Below are 19,319 nucleotides of genomic sequence, written 5' to 3'. Positions count from 1 at the left end.
CGGTACAGCCCGCCGGACGCGGGAACGCACCGTAGCGCAGTGCAATATTCTTGACCCCGGCATGCGCCGTACGCGACCCAGCACGCCGCACACCGCACCCACTACGCCGCACTCCGCCACCCGCACTCCGCCATCCACCGCAGGGACGGTACGTGTCCGACCTCGACCAGCTCACCCAGTCGCTGGCCCGCAACCTCAAGCGCTGGCGCGGGGAGCGCGGCTTCACCCTCGACGCCCTCGCGGCCCGCGCCGGGGTCAGCCGCGGGATGATCATCCAGATCGAGCAGGCGCGGACGAACCCGAGCGTCGGCACCACCGTCAAACTGGCCGACGCGCTCGGCGTCAGCATCACCACCCTCCTCGACCACGAGCAGGGCGCCCAGGTCCGGCTGGTCCCGGAGAGCCGGGCCGTCCGCATGTGGTCCACCGAGGCGGGCAGCTCCACCACCCTGCTCGTCGGCGCCGAGGCCCGCGGCCCGCTCGAACTGTGGACCTGCCGGCTGATGGCGGGGGAGGGCACCACCTCCGACCCGCACCCCGAGGGCACCGTCGAACTACTCCATGTGACCGAGGGCGAACTGACGCTCGTCGTCGACGGCCGCACCCATCCCGTCCCCGCCGGCACCTCCGCCACCTTCGAGGCGCACGTGCCGCACGGCTACCGGAACGAGGGCGCCGAACCGGCCGTGTTCACCATGGTCGTCGCCATCCCGCCCGTCCGCTGAGACGCCCGGCCGGTCCCGCCGCCGCCCCTGTTAGCGTGAGCGCCATGCGCGCACCCATCGGCACCTTCGAGGACGCCGCTCCCGCCGCGGAACGGCTCGACCTGCTCCCCGCCCCCGTCGTCACGGCCCTGACCGCCGGCTGGGGCGAGTTCACCGCCGAGCAGATCGTCCACGTCGACAGCGACCCGGCCCTCGCGGACACGGCGGTCTTCGTCGAGCACTACGGCGTGGAACTGCTGGACACCTCGGCCAACTGCGTCGTCGTGGCGGGCAAGCGCGGCCAGGACGTCACCCTCGCCGCCTGCGTGGTGCTCTCCCGCACCCGCGTCGACGTCAACGGGGCGGTCCGCAGACACCTCGGCGCCCGCAAGGCCTCCTTCGCGTCGATGGACACGGCGGTCGGCGAGAGCGGCATGGAGTACGGCGGCATCACCCCGATCGGCCTGCCCGCCGCCTGGCCCCTCCTGCTGGACCCCGCCGTGGTGGACGAGGAGTGGGTCCTGATCGGCAGCGGCAGCCGACGCGGCAAGCTCATCGTCCCCGGCAAGGCGCTCGCCGCCCTCCCGGGCGCCGTCCTCGTCGAGGGCCTCGGCGTCTGACGCCTCCCTCGGGGGCGTCCAACTCCCCTTCGGGCGGCCGGTTCAGCGCCCGGTCGCCCGGTGCTCCGTGAGCCAGTCCGTGGCGAAGTCGACGGCGGGGCGCAGCCGGACGAGCCGGCATCCGGCCGAGCCCACCTGCCCCGCGCGTACGTCACCCTCCGCCGCGACATCCTCGAACGCCGCGCCCAGGGCGGCGAAGTCCCCGTCGTCCAGGGCGACGTCCTCGTACTCCCACCACCGGCGCACCCCCCGCGACGTCACCACACAGCGGTAGCCGCGGCGCGGCGGAGCGGGCATCCGGTACTCGCCCAGGTGGAACGCCGTACACGTGGCGTAGCCGGTGCCGAGCAGCAGAATCCGGGCGTCCGCCTCGTACAGCCGGGCCAGCGGCGAGTCCTCGCCGAGATGGCAGTCGGCCCGGTGCCCGGCGAGCAGGCGTGCCGCTCGCGGACCGAGCGCGGCGAACGAGGTCTGCGGATGCGCGCTGCGCCCGGCCCCCGGAGCCGTCCGTACGGTCTCGGCCAGCGCGCCCATCGACGGCGCGGGGGTCAGCGCCGGGTCGTACGGCTCCATCGAGGCCCGCACGGCGTCGACGGCCCCGGCTTCCAGGCCCCGTACCCGCTCGCGGTAGTGCGGAGAGGTGTCGGAGTTCTCCGGGGTGAAGGAGGGGACCACCAGCGTCCCCTCCGGCCCCACGGCCCGGCGCAGCGCGCCCAGCACACCCCGCGCACCGCCCAAGACCGGTCCGAGCGAGCGCAGCGAGGCGTGCACCAGGAGCACATCGCCTGGCCGTACGCCCAGCCCGGTCAGAGCGGCCGTCGTCCGGGCCCCGTCGAGCACGTCTGCGTCGCGTACGTCGTCCACGGCGGGGATTCTTCCCGTCCCGGGGCGTCCCGCACACCCGGTCCGCTCAGGCGGGCCCGCCCAGCCGCGGGATCTCGATCGCCGGGCACCGGTCCATGACCATGTCCAGCCCCGCCGCGCGCGTCCGCTCGAAGGCGTCCGGGTCCATGACGCCCAGCTGGAACCACACCGCCTTCGCGCCCACCGCCGCCGCCTCGTCCGCGACCCCGCCCGCCAGCTCGCTGTTGACGAACACGTCCACCACGTCGACCGGGAAGGGGATGTCCGCGAGCGAGGCGTACCCCTGCTCCCCGTGCACCGTCTCGGCCTTCGGGTGCACCGGCACCACCCGCTTGCCGAACCGCTGGAGGACCTCCGCCACACCGAAGGCCGCCCGGGAACGGTTGCCGGACAGGCCCACCACCGCCCAGGTGTCGCCCGTGTCCTGGAGAATCCGCCTGATCGTCGCGGGGTCCGCGTACGAGTCCGCCGCGCTGCTGCCGTCTGCGTTCATGCCGGGACAACCGACGGCCCCCACCTTCCCATTCCCGCCGGGGCCCGTCCTCCTGGCGGCGCATAGGGTGGACGGATGCAGGAGCAGTACCGGACCGTCACCCGCGCGGGTGTGCACGAGAGCGAGATCAACCGATCCCGTTTCCTCTGCTCCCTCGCCCCCGCCGCCACCGAACAGGAAGCCCAGGACTTCGTCGCCCGCGTCCGCAAGGAGCACCCGACCGCCTCCCACAACTGCTTCGCGTACGTGATCGGCGCCGACGCCTCCGTACAGAAGGCGAGCGACGACGGCGAACCCGGCGGGACCGCGGGTGTCCCGATGCTCCAGATGCTCATGCGGCGGGAGGTGCGGTACGCCGTGGCGGTCGTCACCCGCTACTACGGCGGGGTCAAACTCGGCGCGGGCGGGCTGATCCGGGCCTACGGGGGAGTGGTCGGCGAAGCCCTCGACGCCCTCGGCACCATCACCCGGCAGCGCTTCCGGCTCGCCACGATCCGGGTCGACCACCAACGGGCGGGAAAGCTGGAGAACGACCTGCGGGCCACCGGGCGGGACGTTCGCGAGGTGCGGTACGCCGAGGCCGTCACCATCGACATCGGGCTGCCGGACGGCGACGTCGAGGCGTTCACCGCCTGGCTCGCCGACGCGACCGCGGGGACCGCCGTGCTGGAGCTGGGCGGCGAGGCGTACGGGGACGCGACCGCGTGAGGTGAGGGCAATCCCACGAGGCCAAAATCATGATCGATGCGGGTTCGGCGGCCCGGCGGCGTTAGCGTGGTCGGTGCCGAGCGGGATCACGGGCCGCCGGTGCGCGGCCCACGGGGTGGAGGACGACGACGATGCAGGCCACAACCGGCGCAATGACGATGCGGCCCGCGACGGGCCGGGCGGCCGGGCAGGTCGGAACCGACGGAGTGACGCTGCGGGCCGCGACCGGCCGAATGGCGGGGCGGGCCGGAACCGGCGGAGTGACGCTGCGGGCCGCGACGGGCCGAGTGGCGGGGCGGGCCGGAACCGGCGGGGCGATGGCGCCGACCGGACCCGCCGGAGTGACGGCGTGAGGATCCTGCACACCTCGGACTGGCACCTGGGCCGGTCCTTCCACCGGGTCTCCCTCCTCGACGCCCAGGCCGCCTACCTCGACCATCTTGTGGCGACCGTCCGGGAACGCGAGGTGGACGTCGTCCTCGTCGCGGGCGACGTCTACGACCGGGCCGTCCCGCCGCTCACCGCCGTCGAACTGTTCGACCGCGCGCTGCACCGGCTCGCCGCCGCCGGCGTCCCCACCGTCATGATCTCCGGCAACCACGACTCGGCCCGCCGGCTCGGCGTCGGCGCCGGCCTCTTCGAGCGGGCCGGGATCCACCTGCGGACCGCCCCGGAGAACTGCGCCACCCCCGTCGTGCTCGCCGACGACCACGGCGAAGTGGCGTTCTACGGGCTGCCCTACCTGGAACCGGCCCTGGTCAAGGACGTCCTCCGGGCGGACAGGGCCGGCCACGAGGCGGTCCTCACCGCCGCCATGGACCGGGTCCGCGCCGACCTCGCCACCCGGCCGAGGGGCACCCGCTCCGTCGTCCTCGCCCACGCCTTCGTGTCGGGCGGGGAGCCCAGCGACAGCGAACGTGACATCACCGTCGGCGGAGTCGCCGCCGTCCCCGCCGGGGTCTTCGACGGCGTCGACTACGCGGCCCTCGGCCACCTCCACGGCTCCCAGCGGGTCACCAGCCGCGTGCGCTACTCCGGCTCCCCGCTCGCCTACTCCTTCTCCGAGGCCGACCACCGCAAGACCATGTGGCTCATCGACCTCGACGCCGACGGGCACATCGCGGCCGGGATACGGATCGACTGCCCCGTGGAGCGGCCCCTCGCCCGGCTCCGCGGCCGGCTCGACACCCTCCTGGAGGACCCCGCCCTGGACCGCCACGAGCAGGCCTGGGTCGAGGCCACCCTCACCGACCCGGTGCGCCCCGCCGAACCCATGGCCCGCCTCGCCCGGCGCTTCCCCCACACTCTCAGCCTGGTCTTCGATCCCGAGCGGCCGCCGGACGACCCGGGGGCGTCCTACGCCCAGCGCCTCCAGGGCCGCGACGACCACCAGATCGCCGAGGACTTCGTCGCCCACGTCCGCGGCGGCAGCGGCCCCAGCGACCTCGAACGCACCGTGCTGCGCGCCGCGTTCGACGACGTACGGGTGGACGAGACCGTGCGCGAGGTGTCCCGGTGAGACTGCACCGCCTGAGCATCACCGCCTTCGGCCCGTTCGGCGCCACCCAGGAAGTCGACTTCGACGCCCTCTCCTCCGCCGGGCTCTTCCTGCTCCACGGACCCACCGGCGCGGGCAAGACCTCCGTCCTGGACGCCGTCTGCTTCGCCCTGTACGGAGCCGTCCCCGGCGCCCGGCAGAGCCCCGGCGCCTCCCTGCGCAGCGACCACGCCCCGGCCGGCCTCCCCACCGAGGTCCAGCTGGAACTGACCGTCGGCGGCCGACGCCTCGAAGTCACCCGCAGCCCCGCCCAGCCCCGCCCGAAGAAGCGCGGCGACGGCTTTACCATGGAGAAGGCCCAGAGCCGGCTGCGCGGCCACGACCCCGAGCGCGGCTGGCAGGCGCTCAGCAAGTCGCACCAGGAGATCGGCGAGGAGCTGACCCAGCTCATCGGCATGAGCCGGGACCAGTTCTGCCAGGTGGTGCTGTTGCCGCAGGGAGATTTCGCCCGCTTTCTGCGCGCGGACGCCGAAGCCCGCGGCAAGCTCCTCGGCCGGCTCTTCGACACCCGCCGCTTCGCCGCCGTCGAGGAACGCCTCGCCGAACTGCGCCGGGGCGCCGAGGCCAGGGTCGCCGCCGCCGACGAGCGGATCCTCGCCCTCGCCCAGCGCATCGCCCAGGCGGCCGGACCCGTCGGAGCCGAGGCCACGCCGATCGCCGCCCGGCCCGGCGAACCCGGTCTCGCCGAAGCCGTCCTGGAGTGGGCCGCCATCGCCCGGTCAACGGCCCGCGAACGGCTCGGCATCGCCCACTGCGTCCTGACCGGGGCCGAGGGCCGGCAGCGCACGGCACGCCACGCCCTGGACACCGAGCGCGAACGCGCCCGCCTCCAGCAGCGGTACGAGGAGACCGTGCGCCGCGCCGCGGCCCTGGAGGAGCGACGGCCCGAACACGACCGCTGCCAGGAGAAGTTGGAGCGCGCCCGCAAGGCCGACCGGGTCGCCCCGGCGCTGGAGCTGCGCGAGGAGGCCGAGCGGGCGTACCTGGCCGCGAGCGAAGGTCGCGACCGGGCCCGGTCGCTGCTGACTCCGGAGCTCTCCGACGCCGGTGCCGACCAACTGGCCGAGCTGGAAAGAAAGTTCCAGCAAGAGCTGTACGCACTCGACGCGGCGCGACAGGCCGAGGAACGCAGTGCACGGATCGACCGGGAGCGCGCCCGGCTGAACCGGGAGGCCCAGGCGGACGACGAGCTGATCCGCGAGGCGGACGCGTGGCTTGCCGACTGGGACACCACCCGCGCGGCCCTCAAGGGACGCATCGACGCCTCGCAGGAGGCCGCCACCCGCGCCGAGCAGCTCGCCGGACTCCTCGCCCCGGCCCGCCGCCGCCTGGACGCGGCGGGCCGCCGTGACGCGCTCGCCACCGACGTGACACAGGCGGAGGAGCGGCTCACCGCCGCACGTGAACAGGAGCTGGACGCCCGCACATCCTGGCTCGACCTGCGCGAACGCCGACTGCGGGGCATCGCGGCCGAGTTGGCCGCAGGTCTCGTCACGGGCGAGCCCTGCACGGTCTGCGGGTCCGCCGAACACCCGGCCCCCGCCAGCCCCGGTGACGGCCATGTCGACCGGGCGACGGAGGAGAGGGCCCTGGCCGCCCAGCGGTCCGCCGAGGAGACCCTCGCCCGTGTGCGACAGCAGCTCGGACTCCTACGCGAACGGCACGCGGCGGCGGAGACGGAGGCTCGGGGGGACGACGCCTCCGCCTCCTCCACCGTGGCCGAACTCAGCGCGCTGGTAGACCGGTTGGCCGACGAACACGCCGAGACCCACCGGCTCGCCGCCGCGACGAACCCGGCGCGTGAGGCCCTCACCACCGCCGAGCGCGAGCACGCCGAGCGGCTGGAACAGCGGCAGGAAGCGCACAGCAGGATCTCCGCTCGCACGGCCGCGCGCGAGGCTCTCGATGCCGAACAGGCCCGCCTGGAGGAGCAGATCGCCGCCGCCCGGGGCGAGTCGCCGTCCGTCGCGGCGCACGCGGAGCGGTTGACCCGCCGCGTGGCACGCCTCGCCGACGCCGCCGAGGCCGTACGCGCCGAGCAGGACGCGGCCCGGCGGCGCAAGGAGGCCGACGACCGGCTCTCCGACGCGGCGTTCCGGGCCGGCTTCGACACCCCGGAGGCCGCCGCCGCGACGCTCCTCGACGCCGCCGCCCAACGCGACCTCCAGCATCGCGTGGACGCCTGGCAGGCCGAGGCCGCCGCGGTCGCCGACCGCCGTGCCGAACGCGACGCCCGCGAGGCCGCCGAGCAGCCGCCCGCTCAACCGTCAGCAGCTCAGGGAGAGTTCGAGACGGCGGAGTGGCTGCTGCGCGAGGCGTCCTCCGCGCTCGCCGCCGCCGACGAGCGCTGCGGCGAGCTGACCCGGCTCTCCCGGCAGGCCGCCGACGAGGTACGCCGGCTGGGGCCCGTGCGCCAGGAGTACGAACGGATCGCCCGGCTCGCGGGTCTCGCCGCGGGCACCTCCGCCGACAACGAACGCAAGATGCGCCTGGAGGCGTACGTCCTGGCCGCCCGCCTGGAGCAGGTGGCCGCCGCCGCCACCGCACGGCTCCAGCGGATGTCCTCGGGCCGCTACACCCTGGTCCATTCCGACGCCCGCACCGGCGGACGCCGCGCCGGACTCGGACTGCACGTGGTCGACGCCTGGACCGGCAGCGAACGCGACACCGCGACGCTCTCCGGCGGGGAGACGTTCTTCGCCTCGCTGGCGCTCGCGCTGGGTCTCGCCGACGTCGTGACCGAGGAGGCCGGCGGCGTACGCCTGGACACCCTCTTCATCGACGAGGGGTTCGGCAGCCTCGACGACCAGACCCTGGACGAGGTGCTCGACGTACTCGACTCCCTGCGGGAGCGGGACCGCAGCGTCGGCATCGTCAGCCATGTGGCCGACCTGCGCCGCCGGATCCCGGTCCGACTGGAGGTGGTGAAGGAGCGTCAGGGCTCCTCCGTCCGCCATCGTCTGTGACGTCCGGTCCGCCCTGGCCCGTGCCCGCCCTGGCCCGTGCCCGCCCTGGCCCGTGCCCGCCCTGGCCCGTGCCCGCCCTGGCCCGTGCCCGCCCTGGCCCGTGCCCGCCCGTGCGCGGGCGCCCCGCCGGGTCAGCGGCCGATCGCCCGGCGGGGGAGCGGCGAGGAGTACACGACGCTGGTGGTGACGGAGCCCAGCGCGCCGATCCGTCCGGTGGTCTCCTCCAGATGCCTCATCGAACGGGCCGTGACCTTGAGGACGAAGCAGTCGTCGCCGGTGACGTGGTGGGCCTCGACGATCTCCGGCGTGGTCTCCAGGAGATCGTGGAAGGGCTTGTAGTTCCCGTTCGGGTACCGCAGGCGCACCAGGGCGAGAAGGGGCAGTCCGAGCCGCTCGGCGTCGACCACCGCCGTGTACCCGCTGATCACCCCCAGCTCCTCCAGTCGGCGCACCCGCTCCGTCACCGCGCTCGGGGACATGGCGACGGCGCGTGCGAGCTCGGCGAAAGTGGCGCGGCCGTCGCGCTGGAGGACGTCGAGGATGCGCCAGTCGGTGGCGTCCGGGGAATAGTCGGTCACTCGACCGAGACAACAGGGAAATCCCCGGCGAATCAAGAGGAGCGCCGGGGAACGCCACTTCCCGGTCCCGATCCGCGGTCATAGATTCATGGTCATGACCTCGCACCCCACGGCCACGGCCGACAACCCCGTCCTGCGCGTCGCGCCCACTTCTCCCGCCGCCGCGGCGGCCTTCTTCGGCGCTTCGCTCGCCTTCCACGCCGACGTCTCCGACGTCGCCTCCACGCTGGCCGCCGACGGCGATCCCGGGTTCGTCGTCCTGGACAGCCGCTCCACCGCTTCCTGGGACCAGGGACACGTGCCCGGCGCGGTGCACCTGCCCACCGCGCTGATCGCCGAGCAGGCGGCGGCCCTGCTGGACCCGGCCGTCCCCGTCATCACGTACTGCTGGGGGCCGGGCTGCGACGGCGCGACCCGCGCGGCCCTGGCCCTCGCCCAACTGGGCTACCAGGTCAAGGAGATGCTCGGCGGATTCGAGTACTGGGTGCGCGAGGGATTCGCCTTCGAGACCCCGGAGGGCGTCGAGCGGCGCGGCGCCGACCCGCTCACCGCGCCGGCCGACGCCGCCGACTGCGGCTGCTGAGACCGGGGCCCGGGCGGAGGTCGGCACGGTTCGACGGTCGCCCGGCCCCGCGGGTATTCGACGGTCGCCCGGCCCCGCGGGTAGGGGTCAGCGCGGTCCGGCGCCCGCCAGCGCTGCGAACAGGGCCCCGGCCTCCGCCCCGGCGGGGAGCCCGCTGACCTGGCCGTCGCCGACCTCCACCACCCGCCATACGCCGTCCTCGCGCAACGCCAGGTCGGTGGTGACCCAGCGCAGCCCGAGGCGGCCCACGGCCTCCCGCGGGAGGGCCGGTCCGGGAACGGACACCGGGCCCGGGGTGTCGGGGTGGGCGGTGACGAGCACCGCCTCTCCGTCCACCCACCACACCCGCGCCTCGCCACCCGCGACGAACGGTTCGAAGGACCGCAGCACCAGACCACCCGAGAGGAAGGAGCCCTGAAGCTCGACGAACCGGGCGACCACGGAGGCCAGTTGCTCCGCGTCCGCCAGCTCCGGTACGTAACACGCCTCATGCCACTCGTGCTTGCGGGACTTGACGAAGTCCTTCACGATGCCGGGCCCCCGCCCCAGGGGCGCCGCGAGCCCGGCCAGCTCGTCGGCGGTGGGCGGCGGCGCTCCCGGAGCCGTGGCGCGCCAGACGCTGCGCGGCGTGAGTCCGGCGAACTCCTCGTACCAGCCGGGGAGTTCGTGTGCCCGCCGGTAGCCGGCGGCGCCCGTGAGCAGGGCGCAGCCCCGGGCGCCGAGCGCGGCCTCCAGCTCCGCGTACCGGGCGGAGGGGATCATCCAGCCCCGGTACCAGTACGGTCCGGAGTCCCGCGCGACCCGGGCCACCGCCCCGGCCGCGTCCCCCGCGAGCAGCGCGTCATGATCGAGCAGCGCGATCCGCCCGCCGGTCGCACGCGTCGCCCCGAGCTCGGCGGCGAACTGCGGATCCGGCCGGGAGAGCCGCAACGGGTCGGCGCAGAAAAGGAATCCGTTCCGCCCGCTCATGCCGTTCATGACGTGCTGCCCTCTTTCCTCGGTCCTCTTTCCTCGGTCGGATCGGCTCGATCAGAGCCGTGACAGCTCGTCCACCAGATCGTCCAGGCCCAGCGACCCCTGGGAGAGCGCCGCCATGTGCCAGGCTTTCAGGTCGAAGCCGTCGCCGTGCGCGGCGCGCGCGTTCTCCCGGCCGAGCAGCCAGGCGCGCTCCCCGAGCTTGTAGCCGATGGCCTGGCCCGGCATCGACAGATAGCGGGTCAGCTCGCTCTCCACGAAGTCGGCGGGACGGCCGCTGTGGTTGCCGAAGAACTCCTGGGCCAGCTCGGGTGTCCAGCGCTCGCCCGGGTGGAAGGGGGAGTCCGCCGGAATCTCCAGCTCCAGGTGCATGCCGATGTCGACGATCACCCGGCAGGCGCGCATCATCTGCGCGTCCAGGTAGCCGAGCCGCCGTTCCGCGTCGGGCAGGAAGCCCAGCTCGTCCATCAGCCGCTCCGCGTACAGGGCCCAGCCCTCGGCGTTGGCGCTGACCATGCCGATCGACGCCTGGTAACGGGAGAGGCTGTCGGCGACGTGCGTCCACTGGGCGATCTGCAGGTGGTGGCCGGGAACGCCCTCGTGGTACCAGGTCGAGACCAGGTCGTACACCGGGAAACGGGTCTCGCCCATGGTGGGCAGCCAGGTGCGCCCCGGGCGGGAGAAGTCCTCGGAGGGACCGGTGTAGTAGGGTGCGGCGGCCCCGCCGGGCGGCGCGATGCGGGACTCCACCTTCCGGACCCGTTCGGCGAGATCGAAGTGCGTGCCGTCCAGCGCCTCGATCGCCTCGTCCATCAGACCCTGGAGCCACTCGCGGACCTCGTCCACGCCCTCGATGTGCTTGCCGTGCACGTCGAGGTGGGCGAGCGCCTCCCAGGGGCCGGCCCCGGGCAGGATCTTCTCGGCCTCGGTCCTCATCTCGGCGAGCAGCCGGTGGTACTCCGACCAGCCGTACGCGTACGCCTCGTCGAGATCCAGGTCGGTGCCGTTGTACAGCCGCGACCAGAGGGCGTAGCGCTCCCGGCCGACCGGGTCCGGGGCCCCCTCGATGCCCGGGGCGTACACGTCGCGCACCCAGTCACGCAGGGAGAGGACCGAGGCGGTCGCCAGCCGTGCGGCCTCGTCCAGCTCCGCCCGCAGCGACGCGGGGCCGGGGGCGACGAACTCCGAGAAGAACGCCGTGCCCTCGCCCTCCCCGCCCCACTCCGTGAGCTGACCGACGAACGTGGCGGTCGCGCGGGGACCGCCGTACAGCTTGCGCTCCAGGCCGAGCGCGAGCGAGGCGCGGTACCCCTCGTGCGCGGCGGGCACCGCGCGCAGCCGGTCCACGACCGCCGCCCAGTCCTCGTCCGTCGCGGTCGGCGTGAGGGTGAAGACCTCGGTGATGCTGTGGGCCGGCGACTGGAGGTTGGAGACCGTCCGCAGTCCCTCCTCGGCCTCGTGCACGGCGAGTTCCGCCGTCAGTCGTTCCCGCAGGAGGCGTCCGCAGCGCCGTTCGGACGCGCTGTCGGCGCCGGGACGCAACTCGGCGGCGTCCAGCTCCCGCAGCGTCGTGCGGACGAGGTCGGCGACCGCGGCCTGACCCGCGGGTGAGAAGTCGGGCAGCCGACGCGAGCTTTCGGACACACCCAGATAGGTGCCCGTGATGGGGTCGAGTTCGATGATGGCGTCGACGTAGGCGTCGGCGACCTGACGGGGCAGCGCGCTGCTCGAAGTGTCTGACATGCGGACATCCTCGTACGACGGTGGCCCCCTCGTCATCATCGGGGCCCCGGGGCGTCCGAAAGACGATCACTTCCAGCGCTTCCGGTGGGCGTCGCGGCGCGTCCCGGGCAGGTCTCCGGTACTCAGCTCCCGGCCGGAGGCAGCAGTGGCCCGCAGTCCCACTGCTGGAAGATCAGCCGGGTGTCCACCCGGGCCACCTCCCGCCGCGAGGTGAACTCGTCCAGCACCAGCCGCTGCAGATCAGCCGCGTCGGCCACCGCGACCTGCACCAGATAGTCGTCGGGGCCGGTGAGGTGGAAGAGCGCACGCGACTCCGGCAGGGACCTGACGCGGTCGACGAACGGCCCGATGAGCTCCCGGCGGTGCGGTCTGACCTGCACCAGGAGCAGCGCCTGGAGACCCCGGCCGAGCTTCGCCGGATCGAGGCGCAGCTGGTCCCCGAGGATCACCCCGGAGCGGCGCAGCCGGGCCACCCGGTCGAGGCAGGTCGAAGCGGCCACGCCGACCTCGGCCGCGAGCTCCCGGTACGTGGTCCGTGCATCGTTCTGCAGCAGCCGCAGAATCTGCAGATCCACCGGATCGAGAGCGACGGAATCGGACATGTGGCGAACGTAGCACGGGGCATGGCCGCTACGAACCGGTAACTGTTCAGAGTGACGGCATGGACAACGAAGTCTCGATGACGCCCCCTGCCCCCACCCCGTCCAGGGCTCTCGCCACCGAAGCCGTGCACGCCGGACGCGACGATCTCGCCTCCCTCGGTCTGCACGCCCCGCCGATCGACCTGTCCACCACCTACCCCTCCTACGACTCGCGCGGCGAGGCGATGCGGATCGACGCCTTCGCCACCACCGGGGCCCGCCCCGACGGCCCGCCCGTCTACGCCCGGCTGGACAACCCCACCACGGGCCGCTTCGAGACGGCGCTCGCCCGGCTGGAGGGCGCCGAGAGCGCGGTCGCCTTCGCCAGCGGGATGGCGGCGCTGACCGCGGTCCTGCTCGCCCGCGCGAGTCAGGGGCTGCGCCATGTCGTCGCGGTTCGCCCGCTCTACGGCTGTAGCGACCATCTGCTCGGCGCCGGGCTGCTGGGCACCGAGGTGACCTGGACCGACCCGGCGGGTGTCGCCGATGCCATCCGCCCGGACACCGGGCTCGTGATGGTCGAGACGCCGGCCAACCCGACGCTGGCCGAGATCGACATCCGGGCCGTCGCCCACGCCTGCGGAACCGTCCCGCTGCTGGTCGACAACACCTTCGCCACCCCCGTCCTGCAACGTCCCGTCGAACACGGCGCGCGGATCGTCCTGCACAGCGCCACCAAGTACCTCGGCGGCCACGGCGACGTCATGGGCGGTGTCGTCGCCTGCGACGAGGAGTTCGCCGCCACGCTGCGCCAGGTGCGGTTCGCCACCGGCGGAGTGCTGCACCCGCTGGCCGGCTACCTCCTGCTGCGCGGCCTGTCCACGCTTCCGGTGCGCGTACGGGCGGCCTCGACGAGCGCGGCCGAACTCGTCCGCAGGCTCACCGCCGACCCGCGCATCGCCCGGGTGCACTACCCGCGGATCGGCGGCGCGATGATCTCCTTCGAGGTGTACGGGGACCCGCATCGGGTGATCTCCGGGGTGCGGCTCATCACGCCCGCCGTCAGCCTCGGCAGTGTGGACTCGCTGATCCAGCACCCGGCCTCCATCAGCCACCGCATCGTGGCGGAGGGAGACCGGCGGGCGTCCGGCGTCGGCGACCGGCTGCTGCGGATGTCGGTCGGTCTGGAGGACGTCGAGGACCTGTGGGCCGACCTGTGCCAGGCGCTCAGCGACGGGCCCCTTCCGTCGGCGCGGCCGGAAGACCGGACCCTTCGGTCGGCAGCCGGTCAGTCGTCAGCCGGTCAGTTGTCAGCCGGTCAGTTGTCAGCCGGGCGGTGATGACGAGCGTGCCCTCCTCGATCTGGTAGTCGAGGGGCAGCTCCAGCGCGCGCATCGCCGCCACCATGCCGGTGTTGTGGGACTGCGTGACGGCGTACACGCTGTCGCAGCCCGCCTCCACGGCGAGGGCCACCAGGCGGCCGAGCAACTCGGAGCCGATGCCCCGGCGCTGCCAGCCGTCCTCGACGAGGAGGGCGACCTCGGTCTCGTCGCCGTCCCAGAGGAGGTGGCCCAGTGCCACCAGCCTGCCCGATGCCGTCTGCACCGCCAGGGTGCGGCCGAAGCGGGGGGACAGCAGGTGGTCGAGATAGCGGTCCGCGTCCGCGACCGGACCGTGGTAGCGCAGGCCCAGGGTGCGCTGTGAGCAGCGGTCGTGCATGGCGCGGGCCGCGGCGAGATCGCCGTGGTCCGCGCGGCGCACGGTGATCTCGTTGCCCTCGGGCAAGGTGAGGACGTCCTCGCCGCGCGGCACCCGCGGGCCGAGCCGGGCGTCGAGCTCGACCAGGGCACGCGCCCGCGCGAACTCGGTGGGGGTGAACGGCAGGTAGGGCCGCTCGACGGAGATCACGCCGCCGGACGGGTCCCGCAGCCGCATCACCGTTTCCTCCAGCACGCCCTCGACCGGGGCGCCCTCCTCGGTCGGGCGGCCGGTGACGGAGACGGCGGGCAGCGAGTGGATGGTGCACCGGCCGAGCAACTGGCGCAGAGCGAGCGGCAGCTCGGCCGCGTCGAGCGCCGTCCGGGTGGCCAGCGACAGCACCCGGGTCGGGATGTCGACCAGGTCGTGGGCGTCCGCCCGCTCGATCCACGTGGACGTGCCGCCGGCGGCCGCGATCTCCCGGGACAGCTCCTGCGCCTGGAGCGAGGACGGGGCCCGCAGCAGGAACTCGTCGACGGTCCCCCGCGCCAGCGGGTGGGTCCCCAGGGTCAGGATGTCCACCCGGAGTCCGGCGAGGGCCACGCACAGTGCGGCCAGACTCCCCGGGGCGTCGCGCACGGTCGTCCGCATCCGCCACAGGGTGGTCTCCTCGGCGCCGGCGATCCTGCCCGCACCGCTGCCCCCGGCCCCGCCCGCCGCCCCGTCCCGTGCCCCGTGCACCGCCGCGTTTACTCCGCCCGGCGCGGAGCCCCCCTCACCGGACGGGGGAGCGTGGCTGTGCCGTCGCGCCCACCAGGTGTGGAACGCCGCCGTGGCCACCAGCGCCACCGCCGACGCGACGAGCAGGTAGGGCCCGTCCGGCTGGTGTCCGATGAGGTTGGCGATGGCGTCCGCCACGGCCACGGCGGTGAACAGGGCGGCCAGTTCGATCAGGTCCCGCCGCCAGTGGTGCGGACGGCGGGCGCTCTTCGCGGAGGTCACATCAGTCATGTCCTCACTGTGAACGAACGGTGTTGCCTGATCACGAACGCCTTGTGACTGATGGGTTACGTGTTGATCTGGTCGCCTATCGTCGTTTTCGGTCAGATTCCGTGGAACCCTCCGCCCCGGCAGGGAACGTCGCGAGCAGTCGGGCGGCCTGACGGGCCGTCTGGGAGGAGCCCTTGCGCTCCGCCGTGGCCGCGAGCTCCGCTATGGACGGGATCCCGCCCGTACCGCAGCGTTCGGCGCACTCGGCCGCCACGCGCAACAGGTCGCCGAGCCCCCGCGGCGTCTTCGCGTACGCCAGGAGACCCGGCAGCATCGAGGCCAGCACGGTCAGCACCGTCCGATACGCGCCGGTGGCGGCCGCCGTGCCGAGCGCGTCGGCCGTGCGGTTCACCTTCACCAGGTCGCGGTCGACCAGGATCGCCAGCTCCCGTCCGAGGGACGCGCCGTCCAGCCGGCCTCCCGCGGCCAGCACGAGCAGGGCGTCCACCGCCGACGTCCGGTCCTCGGGGTGCCGTGCGCCGAGACCGTAGGCCAGCGCGAGACGTGTCGCACCTCCCACCTCGCCCGCACTCTCCGCCAGGGCCGGCAGGAACCCGGCGGCTCCGCGCTGACCCTGGTCGGCGGCGAACAGGAGGTCCGGCATCAACCAGGCGGCGAGCGTCTCGGGATCCTCGGGCAGGGTGGCCGTCCAGTGCGAGGACCGCTCGGGTCCCCAGTGGTAGCACTCCTGAGCCCGGGGGAGCTGCGCCCGGCCCAGCCAGTGGAAGGATTCCGGGAACTCACGTCGGATCACCGGTCGCTCCCGGGTCGCCAACAGCACCTGACGGGCCCCGGTCGTCGTCCGCTGCCACCAATTGCCCGCGGACGGGCGGGAGCCGGAGGTCGCCGGATGCCGGAGCACCGGGGCCACCGGCTCGTCGGCACGGATCCAGGCGGCCAGCCGGTCGCCCTCGCCGGTCCCCAGTGCCTCGGCCGCCGTAGCGACGTCCGCCCCTTCGGGGCCGCAGCCCCGGCGGACCCGCAGCAGGGCCTGGCCGAAGTCGGCGGGGCCGGGACGGGCGCCCAGCTTCCGATACGTTCGCAGCCGTTCCACGAGCTCGGCCGCGTCGATCGCCCCGGTGTGCCAGGTCGGCGTGGCCAGCAGGAACGGAGCCTCCCCGACCGCTATCGCCTCCGCCGCCTCCCACGCCCGGTCGAGCAGCACCCCGTTCAGCGCGGCGTGGGCACAGGCGTCCGGCCCCCTCACGGTCGTCTTCGCCCGCCACGCGGCCCTGTCCCGGTCGGAGACCAGGCCCAGCAGCGAGGCCACCACGACGGAGAGTCCGTGCGAGGTCGAGATGGACCGAGGATCGAGCATGTACGGAGCCAGGCCGTTCTCGACGAAGTGCACACCGGCCAGCGCCTCTCGCAGAGATGCCGTCAGCTCCTCCCGGTCGGTCCGGGCCAGCCGGACGAGGCCGTCGAGTGCCCGCTCGAAGCCGGTGCCCCCGGCCGAGGGATCCATGACGGCCGACGCCGGGATCCAGCGCTCCGAGGCATGCGCCTTCACCCGGGCGGCCACCTCCTCGACGAGTTCCGCCACGGTCCCCGGCGCGGGCTCCTGACGCCGCGGCACCGGCGCGGCCGGCAGGCACTCCTCGTACGCCTCGGGCGCTTCCTCCTCCACCGGACCACCGAACAGGGCACGGACCGTCTCCCGGTGCAAGGGGCCCAACTGTGCGGCGGCGGAAGCCAACTGCTCCCGCACCAGCGGGCCGACGACAGCGGGGAGATACCGCGCGACCAGCTTCAGAGACCGCTCCTGGATGTCGATGCCCTCATGGCCGAACGCCTCGGCGACCGCCGGAAGAAGCTCGTCCGCCGCCGAGGCGTCCCGGCGCAGCGCCTTGCCGAGCAGGGTCAGCTGGGCCCGTACCAGCTTCTTCTCCCGCCGGAAGAGCACGGCGCCCGACACGTCCGCCAGCTCACGGGTGGACAACACGCCCCGCGCGTCGAGCCGTACGAGCACCTGCTGGGCGTACGAGGCGACCGGGGCGATCCCGTCCGTCGCCATCGCCGTCCAGTCCCGCAGATGCCGGTCCTCCTCGTCCTCCGTCGTCCCCAGCCGCAGGAGAACGGCCAGGAAGAACCGCTGATCGACGGATCTGCCACCGCGCATCAGACGGATCACGCACCGCGCCACCAGGTGTGCCCGGTCCAGCGCCCCGTCCTCGACCAGCGCGCACAGAGCTCCGGGCCAGGTGTCCCGTGCATCCGGCGCGTCGTGGAAGTCGACCTGCGGCGGCAGCTCCGGCATCTCGAACAACCGGGCTGCCAGCGCGGGGGAGTACGGATCCTCCCGCAGGATGTCGGTCAGCGGGCGCCGGGTCCGGCCTCGCCAGCGCGCCGCGCTGACCAGCTCGCTCCAGCCCACGACCAGGTTGTCCGTGACGGGGAGGGGGACCTGGGCGATCCGCGCCAGCTCGCCGACGAAGGTGTACTCCGCGTCGGAAAGGGCCGCGCGCTCCGCGAACCGGTGGGCCAGATCGCCCAGCCACACCGGATCGCGGTCCTTCAGCGAAGCGAGGATCAACGGATACGGAGAGCGGGCCCAGCCCCGCAGATCACGGCCCCCGATCCAGGCGGCGCACCCCGCCGCCCCGGTGTGACAGCCCGCGCCGGCCACCAGCAGCGCCTTGCGGATCTTGTCCCGCCGCTGCCACTCCCAGCCCCGTGCCTCCTTGCGCAGCTCCTTCAACCCGGCGAGGGCGGCACGGCGGCCGGGCCGATCCAGACCGAGCACCAGCGGCGGCACTTCGTGGTGGCGTCCCGCCCGTACGGCGGTGAGCAGCTCGTTCATCGCACGCCTCCGGCGACCGTCGCACCCCGGCGGACCATGCGCACCGCGAGCGCGTGTTTGCACGGCCCTCGCCGCCCCCGGTAGTCCGCCCACCACTGACAGGTGCAGCTGACCTCGGAACCGCTCTCGCGCACCTGGTAGCGCCGGTCACCGGAAGCGACCGTCGCCCGCCCGACGTCAAGGGCCACCGCCCCCTCACCGGCCAGCCTGCGGGCGGCCACGAGACGCGGGTTGTGCCGCTCCGCCCGGTCCGCGTCGTACGGCAGTTCCCGGTGGAAGTACGTGGCGTCCGCCAGGTCGTAGCCGACCCGGCCCGCCGTGCCGAGCCGGGTCAGCGCGGCGCGCACCCGCTCCACGCCCACCCCCGCCTGCTCGGCCAGCGCAGCCGGTTCGATCCTGGGTTCCCAGGCGAGCAGCACCGACACCAGCTCGGCATCGGCCGCCGCTTCGTCCGTGGCCAGCGCCTCCAGGACGCCGCCCTCGCCCGAGAACCCCCGGGAGGAGTCGGGGGAGAGCGTCAGCGTGAGCCGCATCCCCGGCAGCACCACCTCCCAGGCACTCGCCGCCGCCGCGCCGTCGGCCACCGGCCCGTACACCCGCAGGGCCGTCGCGTCGCGCAACACCCGCTGCAACGTCACCAGCCGCTCCGGGCCCGGCAGGCACACCGCGCCCGGGACGGGGCGGGTCGTCGGGCGCAGAGACCCTCCCGACGCCACCACCCACCGGCCGCCCCGTGCCGCACGGCCCGAGGACGGGGAGCGGGGCAGCGAACGCAGGAACGCCACCGCCTGCGCCGCCGTCAGCTCGGCCCGCAGGTCGAACGCCGCCGAGGCGACCTGCGCCTCGGCGAAACCGCGCAGCCACCGGTCGGGCAGCGGCACCTTCTTCTCCACGACCGGACCGTCGAGGGTGGTCACGGCCAGCTCCTCCGGGCCCACCCGCAGATGCAGCGGATCGTCCGCCGTGATCCGCGACAGCGCCTCTCGCAGCGGAGGATTCACGTCCACGTTCGTCGTTCCGTGGCCGGTCTCCCGGCCGTCCAGGCCTTCCTGGAGCACGTCGAGGCGTGCGTACACCCCGCAGCAGCCGGAGAACGACTCAAAGCGCAGCCGGTCGCCGTTGCCCGTCACCACCGGGTCCAGGGAGCCGGGCAACGCGCGCTGGTAGTAGCGGGCGGCGGCCACGTCCGCGACCGCCAGCAGCCCGCGTGCCGCTGTCCGCGGGGCGGCGAGGAAGCCCGCGAAGAACCGCGGGTGCGCCTCCGCTCCGCGCGGGGTGAGACCCCCCGCGGTCTCCAGACCGAGGGACGGCCCCACCTGCGATGTCGTCAGGGAGGACGGGCGCGCGTAGGCCAAGGCCTGAACGGATCGGGTCATGGAAAAAAGCGTAGGACCCACC

The 19,319-nt window shown here is 74.0% G+C and carries 17 protein-coding genes; 8 read left to right on the top strand and 9 right to left on the bottom strand.

Going from position 1 to position 19,319, the window contains the following annotated elements; genetic code table 11:
* Positions 1-152 precede the first annotated feature (152 nt).
* Both ACH4KB_RS28560 and ACH4KB_RS28555 read left to right on the top strand, forming a co-directional pair.
* Positions 153-725, top strand: coding sequence for a helix-turn-helix domain-containing protein (locus ACH4KB_RS28560; RefSeq protein ID WP_398068724.1), 573 nt, complete (start codon positions 153-155; stop codon positions 723-725).
* Positions 726-769: 44 nt separating this feature from the next.
* A complete protein-coding gene (locus ACH4KB_RS28555; protein ID WP_398068723.1) occupies positions 770-1,324 on the top strand; it encodes a YbaK/EbsC family protein in 555 nt (184 codons plus the stop codon).
* A 42-nt stretch (positions 1,325-1,366) separates the two neighbouring features.
* Here the strand turns inward: ACH4KB_RS28555 and ACH4KB_RS28550 are convergent, their stop codons facing one another.
* Together ACH4KB_RS28550 and ACH4KB_RS28545 are read right to left on the bottom strand one after the other, a co-directional pair.
* The gene (locus ACH4KB_RS28550) at positions 1,367-2,188 is read right to left on the bottom strand and encodes an aminoglycoside N(3)-acetyltransferase (RefSeq protein WP_398068722.1); all 822 of its coding nucleotides are present in this window, start codon (positions 2,186-2,188) and stop codon (positions 1,367-1,369) included.
* Positions 2,189-2,234: 46 nt separating this feature from the next.
* Positions 2,235-2,681 carry a CoA-binding protein gene (locus tag ACH4KB_RS28545; protein WP_398068721.1) on the bottom strand — a complete coding sequence of 149 codons (447 nt, stop codon included), beginning with the start codon at positions 2,679-2,681 and terminating at the stop codon, positions 2,235-2,237.
* 75 nt (positions 2,682-2,756) lie between these two features.
* Here ACH4KB_RS28545 and ACH4KB_RS28540 point away from each other — a divergent pair, with 75 nt between their 5' ends.
* The 4 genes from ACH4KB_RS28540 (at position 2,757) to ACH4KB_RS28525 (ending at position 7,913) form a co-directional block, all read left to right on the top strand.
* On the top strand, positions 2,757-3,389 hold the full coding sequence (locus ACH4KB_RS28540) for a YigZ family protein (protein ID WP_398068720.1): 633 nt from the start codon (positions 2,757-2,759) through the stop codon (positions 3,387-3,389).
* Positions 3,390-3,520: 131 nt separating this feature from the next.
* Entirely contained in the window at positions 3,521-3,742 is a 222-nt protein-coding gene (locus ACH4KB_RS28535) for a hypothetical protein (RefSeq protein ID WP_398068719.1), read from the top strand.
* Positions 3,739-4,908 carry an exonuclease SbcCD subunit D gene (locus ACH4KB_RS28530; RefSeq protein ID WP_398068718.1) on the top strand — a complete coding sequence of 390 codons (1,170 nt, stop codon included), beginning with the start codon at positions 3,739-3,741 and terminating at the stop codon, positions 4,906-4,908. The genes ACH4KB_RS28535 and ACH4KB_RS28530 overlap by 4 nt, the downstream gene beginning before the upstream one ends.
* The gene (locus ACH4KB_RS28525) at positions 4,905-7,913 is read left to right on the top strand and encodes an AAA family ATPase (protein WP_398068717.1); all 3,009 of its coding nucleotides are present in this window, start codon (positions 4,905-4,907) and stop codon (positions 7,911-7,913) included. The genes ACH4KB_RS28530 and ACH4KB_RS28525 overlap by 4 nt, the downstream gene beginning before the upstream one ends.
* 131 nt (positions 7,914-8,044) lie before the next feature.
* On the opposite strand, the gene ACH4KB_RS28520 is transcribed toward ACH4KB_RS28525, so the two are convergent.
* Positions 8,045-8,491: an Lrp/AsnC family transcriptional regulator gene (locus tag ACH4KB_RS28520; protein ID WP_359616799.1), complete on the bottom strand. Its 447-nt coding sequence runs from the start codon at positions 8,489-8,491 to the stop codon at positions 8,045-8,047.
* Positions 8,492-8,579: 88 nt separating this feature from the next.
* Between ACH4KB_RS28520 and ACH4KB_RS28515 the strand changes: the two genes are divergently transcribed.
* Positions 8,580-9,074, top strand: a complete 495-nt coding sequence (locus ACH4KB_RS28515) for a rhodanese-like domain-containing protein (protein ID WP_398068716.1) — start codon at positions 8,580-8,582, stop codon at positions 9,072-9,074.
* Positions 9,075-9,161: 87 nt separating this feature from the next.
* Here ACH4KB_RS28515 and ACH4KB_RS28510 read toward each other — a convergent pair whose 3' ends face one another.
* The 3 genes from ACH4KB_RS28510 to ACH4KB_RS28500 form a co-directional block, all read right to left on the bottom strand.
* Complete coding sequence (locus ACH4KB_RS28510; protein WP_398068811.1) at positions 9,162-10,043, bottom strand: ATP-grasp domain-containing protein; 882 nt, start codon at positions 10,041-10,043, stop codon at positions 9,162-9,164.
* A 60-nt stretch (positions 10,044-10,103) separates the two neighbouring features.
* Positions 10,104-11,792, bottom strand: a complete 1,689-nt coding sequence (locus tag ACH4KB_RS28505; protein ID WP_398068715.1) for a DUF885 domain-containing protein — start codon at positions 11,790-11,792, stop codon at positions 10,104-10,106.
* A gap of 122 nt (positions 11,793-11,914) precedes the next feature.
* On the bottom strand, positions 11,915-12,394 hold the full coding sequence (locus ACH4KB_RS28500) for an Lrp/AsnC family transcriptional regulator (protein ID WP_018957866.1): 480 nt from the start codon (positions 12,392-12,394) through the stop codon (positions 11,915-11,917).
* Positions 12,395-12,453: 59 nt separating this feature from the next.
* Between ACH4KB_RS28500 and ACH4KB_RS28495 the strand changes: the two genes are divergently transcribed.
* Positions 12,454-13,713 (top strand): trans-sulfuration enzyme family protein, encoded by a 1,260-nt coding sequence (locus tag ACH4KB_RS28495; RefSeq protein WP_398068714.1) that lies wholly within the window; start codon positions 12,454-12,456, stop codon positions 13,711-13,713.
* On the opposite strand, the gene ACH4KB_RS28490 is transcribed toward ACH4KB_RS28495, so the two are convergent.
* From ACH4KB_RS28490 to ACH4KB_RS28480, 3 genes are all read right to left on the bottom strand, one after another.
* Entirely contained in the window at positions 13,601-15,073 is a 1,473-nt protein-coding gene (locus ACH4KB_RS28490) for a GNAT family N-acetyltransferase (protein WP_398068810.1), read from the bottom strand. The two genes, ACH4KB_RS28495 and ACH4KB_RS28490, sit on opposite strands and share 113 nt — an antisense overlap.
* An 85-nt stretch (positions 15,074-15,158) precedes the next feature.
* Entirely contained in the window at positions 15,159-17,921 is a 2,763-nt protein-coding gene (locus ACH4KB_RS28485; RefSeq protein WP_398068713.1) for a DUF6493 family protein, read from the bottom strand.
* On the bottom strand, positions 17,918-19,297 hold the full coding sequence (locus tag ACH4KB_RS28480; RefSeq protein ID WP_398068712.1) for an SWIM zinc finger family protein: 1,380 nt from the start codon (positions 19,295-19,297) through the stop codon (positions 17,918-17,920). The genes ACH4KB_RS28485 and ACH4KB_RS28480 overlap by 4 nt, the downstream gene beginning before the upstream one ends.
* Positions 19,298-19,319 lie beyond the last annotated feature (22 nt).

Source organism: Streptomyces sp. NPDC017520 (genome assembly GCF_044329855.1).
GTDB lineage: Bacteria > Actinomycetota > Actinomycetes > Streptomycetales > Streptomycetaceae > Streptomyces.
The sequence above is the reverse complement of the archived record's forward strand: the minus strand, read 5'-3'. Positions and strand labels throughout refer to the sequence as shown.

Bases quoted from the DNA above. Each gene is read 5' to 3' on its own strand.
- ACH4KB_RS28500 (WP_018957866.1), bottom strand. From the start codon at position 12,394: ATGTCCGATTCCGTCGCTCTCGATCCGGTGGATCTGCAGATTCTGCGG.
- ACH4KB_RS28540 (WP_398068720.1), top strand. From the start codon at position 2,757: ATGCAGGAGCAGTACCGGACCGTCACCCGCGCGGGTGTGCACGAGAGC.
- ACH4KB_RS28480 (WP_398068712.1), bottom strand. From the start codon at position 19,297: ATGACCCGATCCGTTCAGGCCTTGGCCTACGCGCGCCCGTCCTCCCTG.
- ACH4KB_RS28505 (WP_398068715.1), bottom strand. From the start codon at position 11,792: ATGTCAGACACTTCGAGCAGCGCGCTGCCCCGTCAGGTCGCCGACGCC.
- ACH4KB_RS28515 (WP_398068716.1), top strand. From the start codon at position 8,580: ATGGTCATGACCTCGCACCCCACGGCCACGGCCGACAACCCCGTCCTG.
- ACH4KB_RS28485 (WP_398068713.1), bottom strand. From the start codon at position 17,921: ATGAACGAGCTGCTCACCGCCGTACGGGCGGGACGCCACCACGAAGTG.
- ACH4KB_RS28535 (WP_398068719.1), top strand. From the start codon at position 3,521: ATGCAGGCCACAACCGGCGCAATGACGATGCGGCCCGCGACGGGCCGG.
- ACH4KB_RS28545 (WP_398068721.1), bottom strand. From the start codon at position 2,681: ATGAACGCAGACGGCAGCAGCGCGGCGGACTCGTACGCGGACCCCGCG.
- ACH4KB_RS28510 (WP_398068811.1), bottom strand. From the start codon at position 10,043: ATGAGCGGGCGGAACGGATTCCTTTTCTGCGCCGACCCGTTGCGGCTC.
- ACH4KB_RS28495 (WP_398068714.1), top strand. From the start codon at position 12,454: ATGGACAACGAAGTCTCGATGACGCCCCCTGCCCCCACCCCGTCCAGG.
- ACH4KB_RS28555 (WP_398068723.1), top strand. From the start codon at position 770: ATGCGCGCACCCATCGGCACCTTCGAGGACGCCGCTCCCGCCGCGGAA.